15 protein-coding genes and 1 pseudogene are annotated in these 18,611 nt (G+C 68.9%); 10 read left to right on the forward strand and 6 right to left on the reverse strand.

Translation table 11 applies throughout. The features are described from left to right. Positions 1–401: pseudogene (locus tag AAHZ94_RS10615) on the reverse strand (hypothetical protein); the annotation flags it as partial. A gap of 732 nt (positions 402–1,133) precedes the next feature. On the opposite strand from AAHZ94_RS10615, the gene AAHZ94_RS10620 reads away from it, so the two are divergent. Further along, positions 1,134–2,495 carry a helix-turn-helix domain-containing protein gene (locus AAHZ94_RS10620; RefSeq protein ID WP_502964636.1) on the forward strand — a complete coding sequence of 454 codons (1,362 nt, stop codon included), beginning with the start codon at positions 1,134–1,136 and terminating at the stop codon, positions 2,493–2,495. A 56-nt stretch (positions 2,496–2,551) separates the two neighbouring features. After that, positions 2,552–4,075 carry an acetaldehyde dehydrogenase ExaC gene (gene exaC, locus AAHZ94_RS10625; RefSeq protein WP_349992468.1) on the forward strand — a complete coding sequence of 508 codons (1,524 nt, stop codon included), beginning with the start codon at positions 2,552–2,554 and terminating at the stop codon, positions 4,073–4,075. 349 nt (positions 4,076–4,424) lie between these two features. Here the strand turns inward: exaC and AAHZ94_RS10630 are convergent, their stop codons facing one another. Further along, positions 4,425–5,384 (reverse strand): DUF5996 family protein, encoded by a 960-nt coding sequence (locus AAHZ94_RS10630; protein ID WP_349992470.1) that lies wholly within the window; start codon positions 5,382–5,384, stop codon positions 4,425–4,427. 20 nt (positions 5,385–5,404) lie between these two features. After that, positions 5,405–6,130 carry a flavodoxin family protein gene (locus tag AAHZ94_RS10635; RefSeq protein WP_349992472.1) on the reverse strand — a complete coding sequence of 242 codons (726 nt, stop codon included), beginning with the start codon at positions 6,128–6,130 and terminating at the stop codon, positions 5,405–5,407. A 436-nt stretch (positions 6,131–6,566) separates the two neighbouring features. Here AAHZ94_RS10635 and AAHZ94_RS10640 point away from each other — a divergent pair, with 436 nt between their 5' ends. The 7 genes from AAHZ94_RS10640 (at position 6,567) to AAHZ94_RS10670 (ending at position 13,193) form a co-directional block, all read left to right on the forward strand. Continuing rightward, positions 6,567–7,226 carry an NADPH-dependent FMN reductase gene (locus tag AAHZ94_RS10640; RefSeq protein ID WP_349992474.1) on the forward strand — a complete coding sequence of 220 codons (660 nt, stop codon included), beginning with the start codon at positions 6,567–6,569 and terminating at the stop codon, positions 7,224–7,226. A 115-nt stretch (positions 7,227–7,341) separates the two neighbouring features. After that, a complete protein-coding gene (locus AAHZ94_RS10645; protein WP_349992476.1) occupies positions 7,342–7,650 on the forward strand; it encodes a tetratricopeptide repeat protein in 309 nt (102 codons plus the stop codon). A 219-nt stretch (positions 7,651–7,869) separates the two neighbouring features. Beyond that, complete coding sequence (locus AAHZ94_RS10650) at positions 7,870–8,145, forward strand: type B 50S ribosomal protein L31 (protein ID WP_349992478.1); 276 nt, start codon at positions 7,870–7,872, stop codon at positions 8,143–8,145. Positions 8,146–8,638: 493 nt separating this feature from the next. Then, positions 8,639–9,103 carry a VOC family protein gene (locus tag AAHZ94_RS10655; RefSeq protein ID WP_502964637.1) on the forward strand — a complete coding sequence of 155 codons (465 nt, stop codon included), beginning with the start codon at positions 8,639–8,641 and terminating at the stop codon, positions 9,101–9,103. A gap of 93 nt (positions 9,104–9,196) precedes the next feature. Next, positions 9,197–10,333, forward strand: a complete 1,137-nt coding sequence (locus AAHZ94_RS10660; RefSeq protein ID WP_349992482.1) for an LLM class flavin-dependent oxidoreductase — start codon at positions 9,197–9,199, stop codon at positions 10,331–10,333. After that, entirely contained in the window at positions 10,330–10,953 is a 624-nt protein-coding gene (locus AAHZ94_RS10665) for a CE1759 family FMN reductase (RefSeq protein WP_349992484.1), read from the forward strand. The genes AAHZ94_RS10660 and AAHZ94_RS10665 overlap by 4 nt, the downstream gene beginning before the upstream one ends. 830 nt (positions 10,954–11,783) lie before the next feature. Next, on the forward strand, positions 11,784–13,193 hold the full coding sequence (locus AAHZ94_RS10670) for an acyltransferase (protein ID WP_349992486.1): 1,410 nt from the start codon (positions 11,784–11,786) through the stop codon (positions 13,191–13,193). Positions 13,194–13,908: 715 nt separating this feature from the next. Here the strand turns inward: AAHZ94_RS10670 and AAHZ94_RS10675 are convergent. Next, positions 13,909–14,064: a hypothetical protein gene (locus AAHZ94_RS10675; protein ID WP_349992488.1), complete on the reverse strand. Its 156-nt coding sequence runs from the start codon at positions 14,062–14,064 to the stop codon at positions 13,909–13,911. A 104-nt stretch (positions 14,065–14,168) separates the two neighbouring features. Beyond that, the gene (locus AAHZ94_RS10680; RefSeq protein WP_349992490.1) at positions 14,169–14,351 is read right to left on the reverse strand and encodes a hypothetical protein; all 183 of its coding nucleotides are present in this window, start codon (positions 14,349–14,351) and stop codon (positions 14,169–14,171) included. Positions 14,352–14,860: 509 nt separating this feature from the next. On the opposite strand from AAHZ94_RS10680, the gene AAHZ94_RS10685 reads away from it, so the two are divergent. After that, positions 14,861–15,547 (forward strand): LuxR C-terminal-related transcriptional regulator, encoded by a 687-nt coding sequence (locus tag AAHZ94_RS10685; RefSeq protein WP_349992491.1) that lies wholly within the window; start codon positions 14,861–14,863, stop codon positions 15,545–15,547. Between the two features lie 758 nt (positions 15,548–16,305). Here the strand turns inward: AAHZ94_RS10685 and AAHZ94_RS10690 are convergent. Beyond that, entirely contained in the window at positions 16,306–17,985 is a 1,680-nt protein-coding gene (locus tag AAHZ94_RS10690; protein WP_349992492.1) for a flavin monoamine oxidase family protein, read from the reverse strand. Positions 17,986–18,611 lie beyond the last annotated feature (626 nt).

The raw sequence follows: 18,611 nt of genomic DNA on the forward strand, positions 1-18,611 counted from the left end.
CCCGCCCCCCCGGGGGGCGCCCCCCGGGCCCCGGCCCCCCCCCCCGCCCCGGCGGGGGGGGGCCCGCCGGGGGGGGGCCGGGCCCCCCCCCGCCCCCCCCCGGCACCGTGGGCGTGTGCCCCGCCGTGCGCCCCGTGCCCGCCGACGCCCGTCTGGGCGGCGCTGAAGAGCGTGTGTAGGGCCAACTGCGCGCCGACCGTCAGCGACATGATCAGCACGGGTCCGCGCTCGCGGCCCCCCGCGCACCAGGCCGCACCGCCCGTGCCGGCCAGGGCGACGCCGAGCGCCCACAGCGGGATGGGCGTCGCCGACATGACGGCGTGCCCGGCGGCGGCGAGCAGCACGCAGACCGCCGCGAACACCGCTGCTCGCAGCGCCCGCAGAACGTGCCCCGCTTCCATGACGGACTCATCGTTGCACCCGTCGCCCGGGCGCTCGCGTGCGGGGGCGCGAATCACCGCGCAGGGCGCGAAGCGCCGCCCCGCACCTCGGCCCGTCGGTACGGGGCGGTGGAGGGCCGCCGGCGCGGGGGGAGGGAGCCGCGGCCGGGTCCGTGCGCTTACGCCGTCGCGGCGCCGTTCGGGTCAGCCAGGGCGCCGCGCGCCGCGACACCCGCTCCGGACGCGGTGTCACCCGCCGCTCGGGCGCGGCGGCGGGCCCCGTACGCCCGCCCGACCACCCCGCGTACCAGCGGATATCGGTGGCGGTCGGCGGACGGCCGGGATGCGCGTCGGTGCCCGGCCGCTCCGTCGTGCGACGGCCCGGCCGGCTGCCCGCTCTCCAGTCAACTGCGGATCGCGGGCCGTCGGGAGCGTGTGTGCACCCCCGACGATGGGTGCGCTGCGCACACCCCGTGTGAAGCGTGCGGGCCGCCGGGCGTCACCCGCGGGCGTGTTCCTCCCCATCCGGGGCATTCACCTGGCGGGGGCGTTGGGTACCGCAGAACGGACGAGGAACATGAGACCGACGAGTGGCGTACTGTCCGACACCAGGGACGAGCAACGACCGTCCCTTCCGATCCCGCGAGCCGAACAGTGCCCGAATTGCGGTGGTCAGCTAGCCGTCAACCAGGACGGTTGGAAGATCTGCCACACGTGCGGATACGCCTCACCACCGTAGGTCGTCCGATGCGAATGCAGGAGGCAGGCCCCGTGGTCAACCCGAGCGTCAACGCGTCCGTCAACCCGTGGCTGGCGATGGTGCCAGGAACGGACCCCGCGGGCAGGTCGCGGGCGGTGCGCGACGGCTGGGAGGAGTTCGTGGCCCGGGGCGCCATCACGCCATCGGTGCGCCCGGTGGTGGCCGAGTCGTGGCGGCGGTCGGCCACCGCGCGGGTGGCGAGCGACGTGGTCGCCCCGATCAGCCTGGAGCCGGGCGCGCTGGAGGCGTACCGCAGCGGGCATCCGCTGGCCCGGCTGCTGCCGCTCTTTCGCGAACTGCTCGGCGGCGTCGCACAGGAGGGCGGCCATCTCTTCGCCGTCTGCGACGAGTTGGGCCGGCTGCTGTGGGTCGACGGGCACCGCGGCGAGCTGCGCCGGGCCGAGCGGATGAACTTCGTGGCCGGCGCCAGTTGGGACGAACGGCACGCGGGCACCACCGCGCCGGGCACCGCGCTCACCGTCGGCCACCCGGTGCAGATCTTCGCCACCGAGCACTTCAGCCGCCCGATGCAGCGGTGGACCTGCGCGGCGGCGCCGGTCCGCGCCCCGCACACCGGGCGGCTGCTCGGTGCGGTCGACATCACCGGCGGCGACCATCTGGCCGGGCCGCACAGCCTGGCCCTGGTGCAGGCGACGGCCCGCGCGGCCGAAGCCGAACTGGCCTCGCAGCGCCGCCCGGCCGCCGGCCCCGACGTGTGGCTGAGCGCGCTCGGCCGGGACGCGGCGGGGTGGGGGGCGCAGGGCCGACGACTGCGGCTCAGCCGGCGGCACAGCGAGATCGTGGTCCTGCTCGCCACCCACCCGGACGGCCTGACCGGCGACCGGCTGGCCGCGCTGCTGTACGGGGAGCAGGAGGTGGACCCCGTCACGTTACGGGCCGAACTGTCCCGGCTGCGGCGCCGGATCGGGCCGCTGCTCGGCTCCCGCCCGTACCGGCTGTGCGCGACGGTCCGCTGCGACGTGCTGATGGCGGCGGACGAACTCGCCGCCGGCTTCCCGCACGCCGCGCTCCGTACGTACCAGGGGCCGCTGCTCCCGCTGTCGGAGGCGCCCGGGGTGCGGCGGCTGCGGGCGGTCCTGGACGACCGGGTGCGGCGTGCGGTGCTCGACGGCCGGGACGTCGAACTGCTGCGGCACTGGGTCCGCACCCCGTGGGCCGAGGGCGATCTGGAGGTGCGGGAGGCCCTGCTCGCCGTGTTGCCCGTACGCAGCGCCGAGCGGGCCGCGGTCGCCCGCGACGCCCAGCGGCTGCGGGCGGCGTACGGCCTGCCGGCGGAGCACCCGGTGGCGCTGGCGCGGCCCACTGCAACGTCGGCGCAACGCGGCGCTGACTAGCCTCCGCGCAGCGCCGCCCGCGGTGGGAGTGGGTGGCATGTGAGGGAGGTCGTCCCATGCCTCGATATGCGCACCCCGGTTCCGACGGCGCCGTGGTGAACTTCGCGCCGCGCTACGACCACTGGATCGGTGGCGGTTACGTGCCGCCCCGGCAGGGCCGGTACTTCGAGAACCCGACCCCGGTCAACGGGCAGACCTTCACGGAGATCGCCCGCGGGACCGCCGAGGACGTGGAGGCGGCCCTGGACGCCGCCCACGCGGCAGCCCCGGCGTGGGGCAGGACGCCCGCGGCCGAGCGCGCGGCGCTGCTCCTCCAGATCGCCGACCGGATGGAGGAGAACCTCGAAGCGCTGGCGGTGGCCGAGAGCTGGGACAATGGCAAGCCGGTACGGGAGACGCTGGCGGCCGACGTGCCGCTGGCCATCGACCACTTCCGGTACTTCGCGGGCGCCATCCGCGCGCAGGAAGGCAGCCTCTCGGAGATCGACCCGGACACCGTGGCCTACCACTTCCACGAGCCGCTCGGCGTGGTGGCGCAGATCATCCCGTGGAACTTCCCGCTCCTGATGGCCGCGTGGAAGCTGGCGCCGGCGCTGGCCGCGGGCAATGCGGTCGTCCTCAAGCCGGCCGAGCAGACTCCGGCTTCGATCCACGTCTGGCTCGAACTCGTCGCCGACCTGCTGCCGCCCGGCGTGATCAACATCGTCAACGGCTTCGGTGTGGAGGCCGGCAAACCGCTGGCCAGCAGCGCCCGGGTGGCCAAGGTGGCCTTCACCGGCGAGACCACCACCGGCCGGCTGATCATGCAGTACGCGGCGGAGCACGTGAAGCCGGTGACGCTGGAGCTGGGCGGCAAGAGCCCCAACCTCTTCTTCGACGACGTCTCCGCCTCGGCGGACGACTTCCTGGACAAGGCGCTCGAAGGGTTCACCATGTTCGCCTTCAACCAGGGCGAGGTGTGCACCTGTCCCTCCCGGGCCCTGATCCAGCAGGGTCACTACGCGGACTTCCTCGCGGCCGGCGTGGCCCGTACCGAGAAGATCGTGCAGGGGCATCCGCTGGACACCACGACGATGGTGGGGGCGCAGGCGTCCAACGACCAGTTGGAGAAGATCCTTTCGTACCTGGACATCGGCCGCCAGGAGGGCGCCAAGACCCTCACCGGCGGCGACCGGGCAGAACTGGGTGGCGAGTTGGAGGGCGGCTACTACGTCCAGCCCACGATCTTCGAGGGCGCCAATCACATGCGCGTCTTCCAGGAGGAGATCTTCGGCCCGGTGGTGGCGGTGGCCCCGTTCGCCGACTTCGACCAGGCCATCGAGATCGCGAACGACACCCTGTACGGCCTGGGCGCAGGCGTCTGGACCCGCAACGGCACCACGGCCTACCGGGCGGGCCGCGCCATCCAGGCCGGCCGCGTCTGGACCAACTGCTACCACGCGTACCCCGCGCACGCGGCGTTCGGCGGCTACAAGCAGTCCGGCATCGGCCGGGAGAACCACAAGATGATGCTCGACCACTACCAGCAGACGAAGAACCTTCTGGTGTCGTACTCGGCGAAGGAGCTGGGGTTCTTCTAGCGGCCGGAGAAAGGGCCCCTGACCTGGCCGGACACCTCCGCGGGCGCGGAGCGGACTGCACCGGCCCCTCCCTCAGCGCGCCGCCGGGCGGGACGCTTCCGCGCAAGCGGAGGTGTCCCGTCGCCTCGCTCGCGGTGATCAGGCCGGCGTGTCTTCCGGCCTGATCACCGGAGCTGCCGACACGACATCCCTCACCGGGTGTCACCTGATCGGCCCAGCCGCCATGCCAGACTGCCGGGGCCGGGGCCGAGGCCGGGGCCGAGGCCGGGCGGAGTGGCTTTCACTCGCGTCGAGGCCCTTAACGTTTCCAGGTCCCGCCCTGCGCTGGTACTCCGGCAGGGCGGCGAGCTCACTTCAGAGGCCGACGCTTCGGGTCGTCCTCTAGGTGAACGCGGTCCCAGTCGCCGTGCTCGGCTGCGGCTTCGTAGGTGGTGCGCAGAAACGTCGTCAGCGCGCCGTCGGGGTCGCGCGCAGTGCGCACGTCCTCGTACGGCAGCAGGAACTGGCCGTGCTCGGTGCTGTAGTAGGCGCCTTCCGGCTTCACGGGGTGGTCGGCGAAGCCATCCGGCTCGGGATAGGCGTAGGCGTAGAACGCGCCCTCCTCCCCGCCGCCCGGCCAGAAGCCGCAACTGGAGAGCTCGCGCGAGTAGCCCTCGACCATCACCCAGTCGTCGCAGTTCGGTGCGCCGCCGGGATGCGGGGGAGCCGAGCGGCCTGAGAAGCGGGTACAGGCCAGGTCCATCCCGCCCCAAAAGAAGTGCACGGGGCTGACTTTGCCCGTGAAGTGGGCACGGAAGCGGCCCATGACCCGGTGTGCCTGAAGCAGTTGCCGCCAGAAGAGGTGCGCCGCCTCCGCGTCGTAGGAGGCGTGCTGATCGTCCTCCGCGAACGGGATCGAGGGCTCCACCTCATTGGGGCGTCGCTGGAAGTCTGCGTGAATGCCGAGCGCGTCGAGTGCCTCCATCGTCTCGGCGTAGAAGGCGGACACCGACTTCGGTTCCAGGGGCACCTGGCGGCTCGTGCCGTCGCTGCTGCGAATGAGCAGCCGGTGGCCGATGAAGTCGAACTCCGCGTCGAAGACACCGTCGCGGTAGGGCACCGCACCGGTCGTCAGCCCTCTGGGGGTGACGTACAAGGTGACCTGCCACCAGTGGTTGAGCAACGGCGCGTGGGCCAGCCGGAGCTTGCCGACGATCTGCGTCCACATGTGCAGCGTGTCCCGGGTCGCGGTCCAGTCGGCGACGCGCAGCGACGGCCATGCCGCACGCCCCGACTCCGCCGGACTGGCGGACGAGTGGTGAGTGCTCACGGGCGTCTGCCTCCAGAGTTCTACCGGTGCTCGGGGTTGCTGAAGTCGGGACGGCAGCCAGCGTCCCACTCGCTGCGCTGGTTTCCGTACGCCGGGATGCCACCGGCCGCGCGCAGCATCGCCGCCAGGTGCAGCAGGTTGTACGTCATGAAGGTGGTGTTGCGGTTGGTGAAGTCGTTGTCCGGCCCGCCGGAGCCGGCGTCCAGGTACGAGGGGCCGGGCCCCGCCTCGCCGATCCAGCCGGCGTCGGCCTGCGGCGGGATGGTGTAGCCGAGATGCTGCAAACTGTAGAGCAGGTTCATGGCGCAGTGTTTGACGCCGTCCTCGTTGCCGGTGATCAGACACCCGCCGACACGGCCGTAGTACGCGTACTGCCCGGCCTCGTTGAGCAGGCTGGAGCAGGCGTACAGCCGCTCGATGACCTGCTTCATGAGGGAGCTGTTGTCACCGAGCCAGATCGGCCCGCACAGCACCAGGATGTCGGCATCCATGACTCGCCGGAACAGTTGCGGCCACTCGTCGCTTTCCCAGCCGTGCTCGGTCATGTCCGGCCACACGCCGGTGGCGATGTCGTGATCGACGGCCCGGATGGTGTCGACCTGTACTCCGTGGTGCCTCATGATGCCGGCGCTGCGGTCGATCAGTCCGCCCGTGTTGCTGACCTCCGGCGACCGCTTCAGGGTGGCGTTGACAAACAGCGCGCGCAACCCGTCGAAGCGGGGCTCGGCGCTGTCTGCCCGTGCCACCCTCGCTTCCGGTCCTGGCCCTCCCATAGTCGGTCCTCCTCGGATGCGATGTGGGTAGATCGAAGGCCACGATCAGCACGGTACGACGTTCGGGGGGATCTCGCAGCGCCGCGCCATCCCACCAGGCGGTGTCGGTCATCGCGGGCCCTCGGTCCCGACTGGCCCGCGTCGAGTGCTCGGGTCGGCAGCAACGGCTCCAGCCGAACCCGCTGGTCGTTCGCCCGATCACCACGCCCCACAGAGCATGATCATCCACGGTCAACAGCCACTTTCACAGCCACTTCCGCCACACACCCCGGGCCCGAGTCCCTCCGCACCACGAAGCTTCAGGGGCCCCGGAAGGCTCATCCCTATCGCGCGGCAGCCCTGCGCGGACCACACTGGTCGACATAGTCGCCCAAGCCGGGCGAACCCCCACGCCTTAGGGACATCGCTCATGCCCACGGATGCCCACCCCGGCCCGTTGCGCGTGCTCGTCTTCGGCGCCTCACTGCGGGCTGAGTCCGCCAATGCCCGCCTCGGCGCCCTCGTGGCCCGCATGATCGCCGACACGGGCGCCACCGCGGACCTCGCCGCCATGCGCGACTTCGGCACGCCCCCGTACGACGGCGATGTGGAGGTCACCGAGGGGCTTCCCGAGGGTGCTCTCGCGCTGCGCGACCGGCTCAAGTCGTCCGACGCCTTCGTGATCTCCTCTCCTGAGTACAACGCCTCCGTGCCCGGCATCCTGAAGAACACCATCGACTGGGTCTCGCGCGTCCAACCACAACCGTTCAAGACCAAGCACGCGCTGCTCGTCTCCGCTTCCCCGTCCCTGAGCGGCGGTAACCGCGGGCTCTGGGCGCTGAGGGTTCCCCTGGAGCACCTCGGCACCCGCGTCTATCCAGACATGTTCAGCCTCGCCAAGGCTCACCAGGGCTTCACCGAGGACGGCCGGCTCAGCGACTCCGGCCTCCAGGAACGCCTCGCCGAAACCGTCGCGGCCTTCCTCCGCCTGGTCGAAGCCGATGTGCGGTACGTCTGCCTACAACGCCGGTGGTATGAGTTCCCAGGAGACCGCACAGAGGCACCCGTAACCCAGCGAGCGGAGGACTAGCGGTCCACGGCACAGTCCGCAACAGAGTGGCCTCCACCAGGCGACGGATTCCAAAGGGCACAGGCGGGCACTCGCGGGTACCACCACACCGAGAAGGGAACCGACCGTGACAGGAATGCCCGCTAAGGAATACGAGCGCGCTCAATTGCTTTTCGAGGCCAAGGACTACGCCGCCGCGGCCCGGAAACTCCACAGCATCGTCGAGAGCGCTCCGGAGAATATGGCCGCCCGAATGCTCCTGGCTCGCGCTTATTACCACTCCGCGCAGTTGACACGTGCCGAGGGTGAGTTGCGCACCGTACTCAAGCAGGACCCCTCCGAGGCGTATGCCCACCTCATGCTCGGCCGCACGCTGGAACGGCAGAGCAGGGAGGAGGAAGCCGCCACTCATATCCGACTGGCCCGCGCCATGGGCATCGATTAGGGGACTCCGATGCGTTGTTGCGGAGTGCCCGGAGAGGAGAGAAGCTGAGGTTTCAGGAGTCCCGGAAGGGATGACCGAAGGCCGCTCGGATACTCACCGGCGGTCGGGCGGCTCACACGTCGGGAAGCACGGGCGATACGCGGTAATCACAGGGAGGCCAAACACCCCTTCCTGACATGTGTTGTCAGCCGGTATGCCTATGGTCCTGAAGGAGGGCTCATGCAGCAGGACAAGCACCCGGAGTACCACCCTGTGGTGTTCCGGGACCGTGCGGCGGGCTACGCCTTCCTCACACGCTCCACCGCGAACAGCGATCATCTGATCGAGTGGGATGACGGCGCGACCTACCCGGTCGTGGATATAGACATCTCCTCGGAGAGTCACCCGTTCTATACCGGCAAGGCACGGAAGGTTGACCCCGAGGGACGCATAGCGCAGTTTGAGCGGCGCTATGGCAGCACGAGTGATCAGCCCGACGGCGGGAGCGACGCCTGACCGTGTCACTCGAACCCTGGTCCCCCGATCCGCCCTGCGTACGCGCGGCGAAGACCTCTACCCGGTGGCGGACGCGATCGGCGGAGGGAGTCAAGACGCCCACGATCGGGCGATGCAACGCATGGTTCATACCGGCGCACAGCCGGTGACGGCTATGTCGCTCACCGCCGAGTTGCAACGGGACTGGGGGCGCCCCAACGCCGACAACCTGCGCTCCATCCTTCGCCGGTATTTCCCCCAACTCAACGCTCTCCGCGACCAGAAGCACCAGGAGCAGGGCAGCGGAATGCCGATGTTGTTCCTCTCCATCCTCAGCTGCGAGCAGTGCGCCCCGGCGGTATACGCGCCAGGGCTGCTCCGAGAGCCGCGGTATCGCAGTGCACACTCCTCACCCTGCAATGAAACACGGTCGATGATGCATAGCAGCGGTCGGACGGGGTCACTCGTACCTGGATGAGGAGAGAGCGACAACCGTCCCGACGGGAGGACGATGATGACGAACCGCAATGATCTGCCGGCGCCCGAGCATGGATTGATCCTCACCCATTTTCTGACTGTTCGCGATGTGGCGGCCTCACGGCGTTTCTATGCCGACATCCTCGGTGGTGAGATTGTGCTGGAGGAGAACCCCGGCATCGTGAAGGTCGTCAATAGCTGGATCATCATGAACCCTGGCGGCGGCCCCACTCCCGATAAGCCCGGAGTCACCTTGGCACCACCGACCCCTGAAAACCGGAACACCGTCTCCAGCTTCATGAACGTGCGCGTGGCCGACATCGCCGCCTTCCACGCCGACGCCACCGCCAAGGGCGCGGAATTCCTCACCGTCCCGCTGGACCGCAAGGCAGAACTTCGCTGCTACCTGCGTGACCCGGACGGCTACCTCATCGAGGTCGGCCAGGCCACCGGAATGCTGGAGGGGATATTCGCCGACCCACCCCCAGGAACCGTTCAATAAACCCCTGCACACGGACCTCGGGGCCGCCTCGGCGACAGGGCCGAAGGCTGTGTGAGCCAACGCGGAAGCGGAAAGGCCAGTGCGATGACAGACATGCAGTTCGGCATCTTCACCGTCGGCGACGTCACCCCCGACCCCACCACGGGCCATACCCCGACCGAGGCGGAGCGCATCCAGGCCACCGTCACCATCGCCGAGAAAGTGGAAGAGGTCGGACTGGACGTCTTCGCGACCGGCGAGCACCACAACCCGCCTTTCGTGCCATCCTCCCCCACCACCCTGCTCGGCTTCATCGCGGCACGGACCGAGCGGATCGTCCTGTCCACCTCCACAACGCTGATCACCACCAACGACCCGGTCAAGATCGCCGAGGACTTCAGTGTGCTGCAACACCTGTCCCAGGGGCGCACGGACGTCATCCTCGGACGCGGCAACACCGGCCCCGTCTACCCGTGGTTCGGCCAGGACATCCGCAAGGCAATCCCCCTGACCGTCGAGCACTACGGCCTGCTGCGCCGGCTGTGGCGGGAGGAAGTGGTGGACTGGGAAGGTGAGTTGCGCAGTCCACTCCACGGATTCACACTCGCTCCCCGCCCGCTCGACGGCGTGCCGCCGTTCGTCTGGCATGGGTCCATCCGCACACCGGAGGTCGCGGAACTCGCCGCCTACTACGGAGACGGGTTCTTCGCGAACCACATCTTCTGGCCCGCGTCCCACACCCAACGCATGGTGGAGCTGTACCGTCAGCGCTTCGAGCTCCACGGCCATGGACACGCCTCCCAGGCCATCGTGGGGCTCGGCGGACAGGTCTTCATGCGCCGCAACAGCCAGGACGCCGTCAACGACTTCCGTCCCTACTTCGACAACGCACCCGTGTACGGCCACGGCCCCTCGCTGGAAGACTTCACCTCCCTCACGCCCTTGACGGTGGGGTCGCCCGCCCAGGTCATCGAGAAGACACTGGGATTTCGCGACTACGTCGGGGACTATCAGCGTCAGCTGTTCCTCATCGACCATGCCGGACTGCCGCTGAAGACCGTGCTGGAGCAACTGGATCTCCTCGGCGAAGAAGTGGTGCCGACGCTCCGGAAGGAATTCGCCACCGGCAGGCCGGACGACGTCCCCGCCGCCCCCACCCACCAGTCGCAGATCGATGCGGCGCGAGAAGCGGACCGAGAGCCGGACCCGAGTCCGAGTCCGAACACAGGCGAAGAACAGGAGCGACAGTGACTAAAGTCGCGATTGTCAGCAGCGGCCTGCGCGAGCCGTCTTCGACGCGCCTCCTCGCCAACTGGCTCGAAGCAGCCGTGCGTACCGGGCTGTCCGAACGCGGGATGACGGCTGACGGGTCATTCGTGGAACTGCGCCCCCTGGGCCACGCGATCATGGACGCGATGTTCACCGGCTTCGCCACGCCCCCGCTTGAGGAGGCGTTCCAAACGGTTGCGGACGCCGACGGCCTCATCGCGGTGACGCCGGCCTTCAACGCCTCCTACAGCGGTCTGTTCAAGTGCTTCTTCGACGTACTGCCGCAGGAGACCCTCTCGGACATGCCTGTCCTCATCGGCGCCACCGGGGGGACCGAACGCCACTCTCTCGTCCTGGAGCACGCGCTGCGGCCGATGTTCTCCTATCTGCACGCGATCGTCTCACCAAGAGGCGTCTACGCCGCCACCGAGGACTTCGGCACCCAGCAGGACTCAGCCCTCGGGGACCGCATCACCGCCGCCGCGGCCGACTACGCCCGCCTGATCGATGGATGTGGCCCCCGCCGACGCCGTGACACCTTCACCGAAGACCTCGCCTCGATGGAGAAGCTCCTCGGCGGCTCACCCCACGGTTCCGTCTGACCAGAACCCGCACTGGCCGCGGTGGTTCCGGCAGTCGCCGCAGAGGCGCGCCGCCGAGCCTGGCGACAGCTATGAGCAGGACATGGCGCACCGCCCCGGTTCCCGCCGTCCGACGCACAAGGCCCAGAATGGGCAACGCGCTCACGACGGGTACGGCGGCTGCCAGACCTGCTCCTCGGGTGGATAAGTGCCCGTGGTGTTCGACGGCGCCCAAGGCCACGGGACGCTTCCGCGGGTGCAGAGCGGACCCATCGCCACTGCCGCTACCGGCTCCTGTCTTGTCCGCTCCGCGCGAGCGGAGGTGTTTCGGCGCGGGTCCCCACGTCGGTGTCAAGGCGGAGATCCGCTCTGCGCGCGGCGGTGTTCCGGTGCTGGCGCAGGCCCGTTCAGGAGGGCGGTGCCGAGATCACCGGTGTCGACTGCCTCAAGGAGCGCTCATCCCCACGAACCTTCGGGCCAAGATCCGGACCAGGCCCGAATCAGCCATCCGCAGCTTGTGGCCGATCGAAGCTGTTTTCGCTGGTCAAAGCGCATCTGAGCCATGCACCACCAACAGATGAAGAACCTTCTGGTGCCGTATTCGGCCAAGGAGCTGAGGTTTTTCTAGACGCTCAGAAAGAGGTGCCTGACCTGGGTTTCGCCCGCCAGGCACCCTGTTCCGCCACGTGCTCCGCGGGACGCCCACGGCCTCCGGGAATAATCGACTTCGACGGAAGGTGAGGGGGTTCCCTAAACCCGGTTCCCTTTCGTGAGGCCGCGCACGATCGGGGGTTTAGGGTCAACGCGTCGACGCGACAGCGTGTTCGGTCCGGACGAAAGAGCGTGTGAGTATGACGGCATCCGCCACCGAGAGCGGCGCCAGGCAAACGTCAACCGTACGTGCCGGAGAGGCGAGCGGTGACCGCATACAGTTGAGCGTCTACGACATGCTCATCGGCACGGTCTACACGCCTCGTGTCTTTTTCTACCGGGAGACACTCGACGGCGAGGCGCTCCGTGCCTCCCTGGGTAGAACGTTGCGCAACTTCCCGATCCTTGCCGGCCGCATGAAGAGGGATTCCGACGGCGGTCTCAGCGTGCTCTGCAACGACGCCGGTGTGCGCTTCGTCGAGGCACACGCATCCGTGCCCATGCCGGACTACGGGCCTCACCACACGGCGAAAAAGGGGCTGGAGCGTCATCTCAGTCACGCCATGCCGTTCTGGGTGGTTGACCGTGATACGCCGCTTTTCACGGTGAAACTCACCCATATGAAAGGCGGCGGCTCCATTCTGGGCCTCACGATGAACCACGCCGTGGCCGACGGGTCCAGCTACATGGACTTCGTGGAGAGTTGGGCGCGCGAGCACCGAGGCCTCGAAAGCTCCAAGCCCAGCCACGACCGCGGAGTCATCGACGCGCTCGCCGCGTCGGCCGCGGGTGACACCGCTACAGGCGGCGCCCATCTCACGGTCATGGAGCGAGGCCGGAAGGCCGCCTTCCTCGGCCGCATCCTGCGGGGCAGCTTCGGCAGCGTGACGACGGTGACCACCCGCTTCACTGCGGCTGAACTGGCCACCATCAAGGCCACCGCGATGGCCGACCTCGCCGGCACGGAGCAGTGGGTGTCGACCAATGACGCGCTGACCGCCCACCTCTGGAAAGTCCTCGGCGCATTGCGTGACCGCCCCGACACCAGCGAGGAAAGGCTCGGCCTCATCGCCGACTTCCGTTCGTTCGTCGGCGGAGCCGTACCGGATGACTACTGGGGCAACGCCGTCACCAATACCCGGCCGGGGATGACCGCGGCCGAACTGCGCTCCCGCCCCCTCGGTGAGGTCGCCTTGGCGGTCCGCGCGTCTCATGCCGAGAACACGGCGGAGAGAATCCGCGAGGAAGTGGCATTTCTCCGTGCCGAACGCGACGCGGGGCGCTTCAAGCGCGTGATGACCACGATGGCTCTGGACTCGTTCGACAGCACGGTCGCGATCAACAACTGGTCCAAGCTGCCCTTCTACAGCATCGACTTCGGGCAAGGCACCCCCTTCTGGTACGACTTCACCTCCATGGTGGTTCCCTGGACCGTGCACATCGCGCCGACCCCGACCGACCAGGACGGCGCCCGCGATGTACATATGGCACTGCCCCGCGCCCAGGTCCATGCCCTCAAGGAGCCTTCCTGGGCCGGCCGGTTCCACCATTACTCGGATTCCGGCGACGTATTTCCGCTGACTTTTATGGATGCCAAAGCGAAGCAGTGAGCCGTAAGGCCGCGAAGCCGTGAACGCCGGGGGCTAACTGGCCCTGACAAAGCCGTTGAAATGACGGTAAGTGATCAGGCAGACGGCCAAGCCGAGGAAGGCTTCGTGGCTGTCGTCGCGCCGTTCCCAGGAGATGCTCGGACACGACGGCTGACGGTCCGCCATGACGCCGCAGGGCCGCGCTAGTTCAACAGTTGTTTGATTGGCCGTTGAACTAGCCGCTATGACCATCCGACACGATGAAGATCCACACCACCCCACGCCGGGCCCCCGCCCGGCGTGGGGTGGCGGGAGCCGTGGCGCTGACCGTGCTCACGACAGGTCCTTGTGCACGACGGGTCCTTATGCAGAACAGGGATCTCTGGGACACACCGCGGAACCCCGGGGGGAAGCCTGGAGGATGGGCTGCCCCTCGCCTCCGCCCACGGCACCAACGCAGCAGCACGCTGGACGTTCAGAATCGGGAGTGCCTCGAACATGGTTGACATTGCGAGGCAGGACTTAGGGCAGGCGGACGACGCACAGTCGCGGCCCGACGGTCGTACGCGCGGCGCCATCCCGCCAGGCCGGGGTGGTGGACTCCAGCATGGGCGTTGGCGTGCGGCAGCGCCTCACCAGTTTGACGGCCAGCGGCGACATCGTTGTCTGGGAGATCGCCGTGCCCAACCCTCCTAGCGCTGCGCTCCACGGTCCGCCACACACCTCGTGGCTGCTCTTACTCAAGTGCGGTCGAGTGCGGCACCTGCGGCTGGTTCCACCGCTTCCCGGACGGGAGTCGACTCTTCAGGAGGCTCCGGCGAACGAGCTTCTCGGGGTTCCGGCGCATCGCGTGTGTGACCTGTTCCCCGATGAAGGAAGGCAGTCGTGCCATGCCCGGAATTCCCTCCGCCTTCGCCCTCATCCTCGGTGCCCGGCAGGGCGGCGGGTCGTGGCGGGCGGCGACCCGGCGGCTGCGCGCTGCCGGACGTCGAGTTCTCACCCGACCTTGCCCAGGCCGGTCGCCAGGCTCGACGACATCCGCCGGCTGACCCGACGGATCAAGGACCTCGGCAGGACGATCCCCGCGCTGCCGTCCCACCTGGGCCGCGCGCTCGCCCGAATCTGCGACATCGGCACGGTCACCACCATGGACCCGCTGGTCAAGGTCTCCGCTACCACGAGCCAGCCCGATCCTTCGCGACCAGGAAGATATGCCCATTTGGGCAACAGCCCTGACCGTAGATCTCTAGTGTTGGCTCATTCCGCTCCCTACCTTTCTGATCATGCAGAGATCAGCCACGGCGGCGCAGATGTCGGCGACAGGGCGGCCCGGCCGTCGACACGGGAGTGGATCTACCGGAGCGGCACCCCTCGCCACTCGATCCGTCACCCCCTGACGGCCCGCTCCGGCCGGCGCCTGAAGCCGGGCCAGCGAGCAGCCAGCGCGCTCGTGGTGCCCGTCAACCCGATGGCGCCCTGCGACGAGTACGCAGATCCAGTGCACGGCCGCCCGCCCCACAGGGGCATCGCAGTTTTCCGCTACGGGTCAGGGAAATCGTTGACTCTCGAAGTGAACCAACCCTGATATCACCGCCAGCGGCACAGAAAGCGCATCCGATCCTTCTATTGGTATGCAGCACTGACCACGCTGCACATCCATTGTTCAGCCGAAACTCGGGAGAGGCTTCATGCTCCAGAACACCGACCGAACGACCATGGCCGGCGGCCTTCCCTCGCCCGCGCAAAACACTGTGCACCGAAACCGTCGGACAACCGCACCGACCTCGATCACCTGCATGGCGAGCCTCGACGCCGAGCTCAACATCGAAGCAGCGAACTCCGAATTCTTCCGCCATGTCGCGCGTCCCTCACAGGAGGTCTGCGGGCAGAGCATCTACGACGTGCTGCACCCGAGCGCCCGCGATATCCTGCCCAAGCATTTTAGTCATCTCTCGGACGGCCACGGCGGCAGGTTCGTGGAAAAGGTCGTCGCCAAACGCGGCCATGACCGGGTCTTCACGACCGAGATGACAGGCATCGCGATCCAGGGGGAGGGAGACGCCTTCTCGGGTGTCGTCGTCCTGATGGCCCCCGACGACGACCTGTCCGAGGCGGCCCCGGCAACCGCGAAGTCGATGCCCCTCCTCAAGCCTCTCGACGCCCGCATCCTGGAAGGGGTCGCCACCGGCGCATCGACCGTCCAACTGGCCTCGCGCCTGTACCTGAGCCGCCAGGGCGTCGAGTACCACGTGGGTCTGATGCTGCGCCGATTCAAGGCGCCCAACCGCGCCACGCTGGTTTCCCGCGCCTACGCGATGGGCGTCTTCACGGTCGGCAGTTGGCCGCCCCGCGTGCTGCCCGACTTCGTCAAGTGACCGGCGGAGAACGGCCGCCCGACTGTCGGTCCCGGCAGCCGCCGCGGAGCCGGGCGGCCGTTCAGCGGCGGACGCCGACCCCCTCGTCGTCAGCGTTATGCCAGGCACGTCGTGGTCGAATCGGATTTCCGCGAGTTCCGCGCTCATGATGCGTTCCTCCGTCCCTTCCGAACCGGCCACTCCCTCGCCGCCCGTGCCGATCCAGAATCCCGGGCAGACAACTCCCTCGCTTCGAGCTGACCGAACCCATTAAGAAGGAAGATTTGGGTATACGCAATACTGGGTTCACCATCGACGTGATATCTGGTCGTTTCCCAAAACACGGGGCCCACTGAGACCTCATGAAGTGCGTGAGGCCGGGCAGATTCTAGGGGCTGCCTTAGTGCACGCGCCCTTGACGTGAAGAGCCGGCCGTACGCGCGCCATCGGCGTGCGTACGGTAACGGACACCAATACGGGCTCGGGTGTCATGGCCGACACCCTCGGCCCCTCCGGACGGGCAGTGGGCGGCGGGGGACGCCGAGGGGAGCCGGCGGCACCACTGGCCGTCGTCAGGGGGGCTCACGCTCACGCTGCTTCCCTTCCCTTTTTCTCTTTGCTTCTGTGTATCGGCTGTGGGGTATTGCCTGTTCAGGCGGACGCTCACGGCCCCCAAGGGCAGACGGCTCGACAGCAGCGCGGCGGCTGAGGGGTCTGTCACGAAGCGGCGGTCCGGTGTGCCGGGTGCACACGGGACCGCTTCTTCGTGGTGCCCCGGGTCAGGACTCGTCCAGTTCCAGGGGGGCGAGCTCGGTGAACACGTCCCCCGGCCCGGGGTTGGCCGGATGGCTGCCGCCGCCGAGATGGCGTACGACACCCCATACGGCGTTCAGCGCCGTGGTGACCGCGCCCTCCGCGAAGCCGCCGGTCCAGGAGATGTCGTCGCCGGCCAGGAAGAATCCCCGCTGGTGCTCAGGCAGCGCACCCTGCATGAAGTGGGTGAACAGGCGGCGCTGGTAGCGATAGTGGCCCGGCAGGTTGGCCTTGAAGGCCCCGGTGAACCAGGGTTCGTTCTCCCAACTGACGGCCACCGGCGGCGCGATGATGTGCGACCGGATGTCCACGCCCGGATAGATTTCGCCGAGCGAGCGCAGGACGTCCTCCAACCGCTCATCGGCGGACAACGCGGCGACCCGCTGCGAGTCGTCGTTCCAGGTGTAGGACAGGCACATCACTCCGGGCCGGTCGGGCCCCCGGCCGAAGAGGTACACCGAACGCGGCAGCCTGTCGGTGAGCGTCATGCCCATCACGTCCCGCCCGGTCGCGGCGTCGACGTCCAGCCAGAACGGCCGGTCGGTGAGCACGAACAGTTTGGAGGAACCCATGTAGTGGGTGCGCTCGATCGCCGACCGGACCGGCCCCGGCAGCAGCGCGTCGTCGCAGGCGACCCGGCTGTTCAGCAGCCGGTGCTGCCCGGTGAAGACCACCGCCCGGTAGTCGCGCGTCCGGCCGTCGGCGTCGGTGACCTCGATGCGTTCCCCCGCCCGACGCAGCGCGGTGACGGCGGGCCGGGGTCGGTCTTCGTGGAGCGTGGCGAGCGACGTACCGGCCGGCCAGTGCGCGAGGCCCTCGGGAGCGTGCCGCCACAGGCCCAGCGGTACCTGTTCGCAGCCTCCCTCGATGGTCTGCTGGTGATCGTCGGCCTCGGTGTAGACGACGCGGAGGATCTCCAGCATCGAGTTGGGGAAGTCGGTGTCCCAGCCGCCGGTGCCGAAGCCGACCTGCCCGAAGAGCTCACGGAGCCGGAAGGAGGCGAAGGCGGGCGCGGAGCTGAGGAAGCCGTAGAAGGACTGGTCGTCAAGGAGCGGTACGAGACGGTTCCATATCGCCTTGATCGTGGCCGTGTCCCGGGTGCGGATCGCCTCCTGCATGACCCATACGTCGGCCTGCTCGCGCAACGTCTTGTCCCAGGCATCGGCGACCTCCCGGTAGACGGGCGGCAGATCGGCCTCGGTCCGGGCCCAGTGGCTGACGCCGCCGATGTCCAACACCGTCATGGGGGTGCTGGGGCTGAGCGGGTTGGCGAACGGCGTGGTGCGCAGGCCCAGCATGCTGACGTAGTGGAACAGCGCGGCGGCCGAGAGCGGGAACCGCATGGCCCCCATCTCGGCCACCTCGTCCGGAAACCCGTCGAAGCCGGCGGCGCGCATCCGGCCGCCCCGGCGCTCCGCCGCGTGGAGAACCGGACGCAGTCCCATCCGCATCAGTTCGTACGCGGCGACCAGCCCGGCCATCCCGCCGCCGACGATCGCGACCTCGGTTCCCATCGCGTCGGCCGGGACGCTGCCCAGGCCCGCCGGGTGGCGCAGCCAATCGTCGTAGGCGAAGGGAAAGTCGGGGCCGAGCATGGTGATTCGAGAGCTCGACGGGCCACTGCCGTGGAGGTCAGTGAGGAGCATCTTGGATCTATCCCCTCGTCACGCCGGGGCCCGCTGCGGGCCGACCGGCCCTTCCCCGTGGTATCGGACGCGGACCTCGCGCATCACACATGGCTTCTCCCTGTGGTGGGTGGGCGACCCATAGCCCAGCACGCCGTGCAGGGCACGGACCAGCGAGGACAGAGAACTCTAGGGAATTGCCGGTCACGGCCGCCCAGCTCCGACCAGCCCGGACCACCGCCATGGGCCACTTGCCCGCCCTGCCCCCGCACAAGTAGGTGGCGCCAGGTGGGAACCACGTACCCGAAGCGGTGGACCGGGGGGTTGAACTCATCAGCGCCGAACGGGAGGACGTGCGGCTGCTGCTCGCTGAGGACCGCGTACGGCAGCGGAGCGAAGGGGTTCGTCCACCGGGCGCCGGTGGACGTCCCCTCCTTGCCCTTGCGCCGGCACGGCCGCATCGCGGCGGCCAGCACGGCCTCCGGGCCGCATTCCTCCCCCGTGCCGTACGGGCACGCCGACCCTTTGAGATCGATCGGTCAATGACGCGGTGGGGGGGGGGGCGGGGGGGGGGGGCCCCCCCGCCCCCCCCCCCCCCCGGGGCGGGCGCGCCGGCGCCCCGGGGGGCGGCGCGGGGGGGGGGGGGG

Origin of the sequence: Streptomyces sp. HSW2009, assembly GCF_040240285.1 — a bacterium.
Classification (GTDB): Bacteria; Actinomycetota; Actinomycetes; order Streptomycetales; family Streptomycetaceae; genus Streptomyces.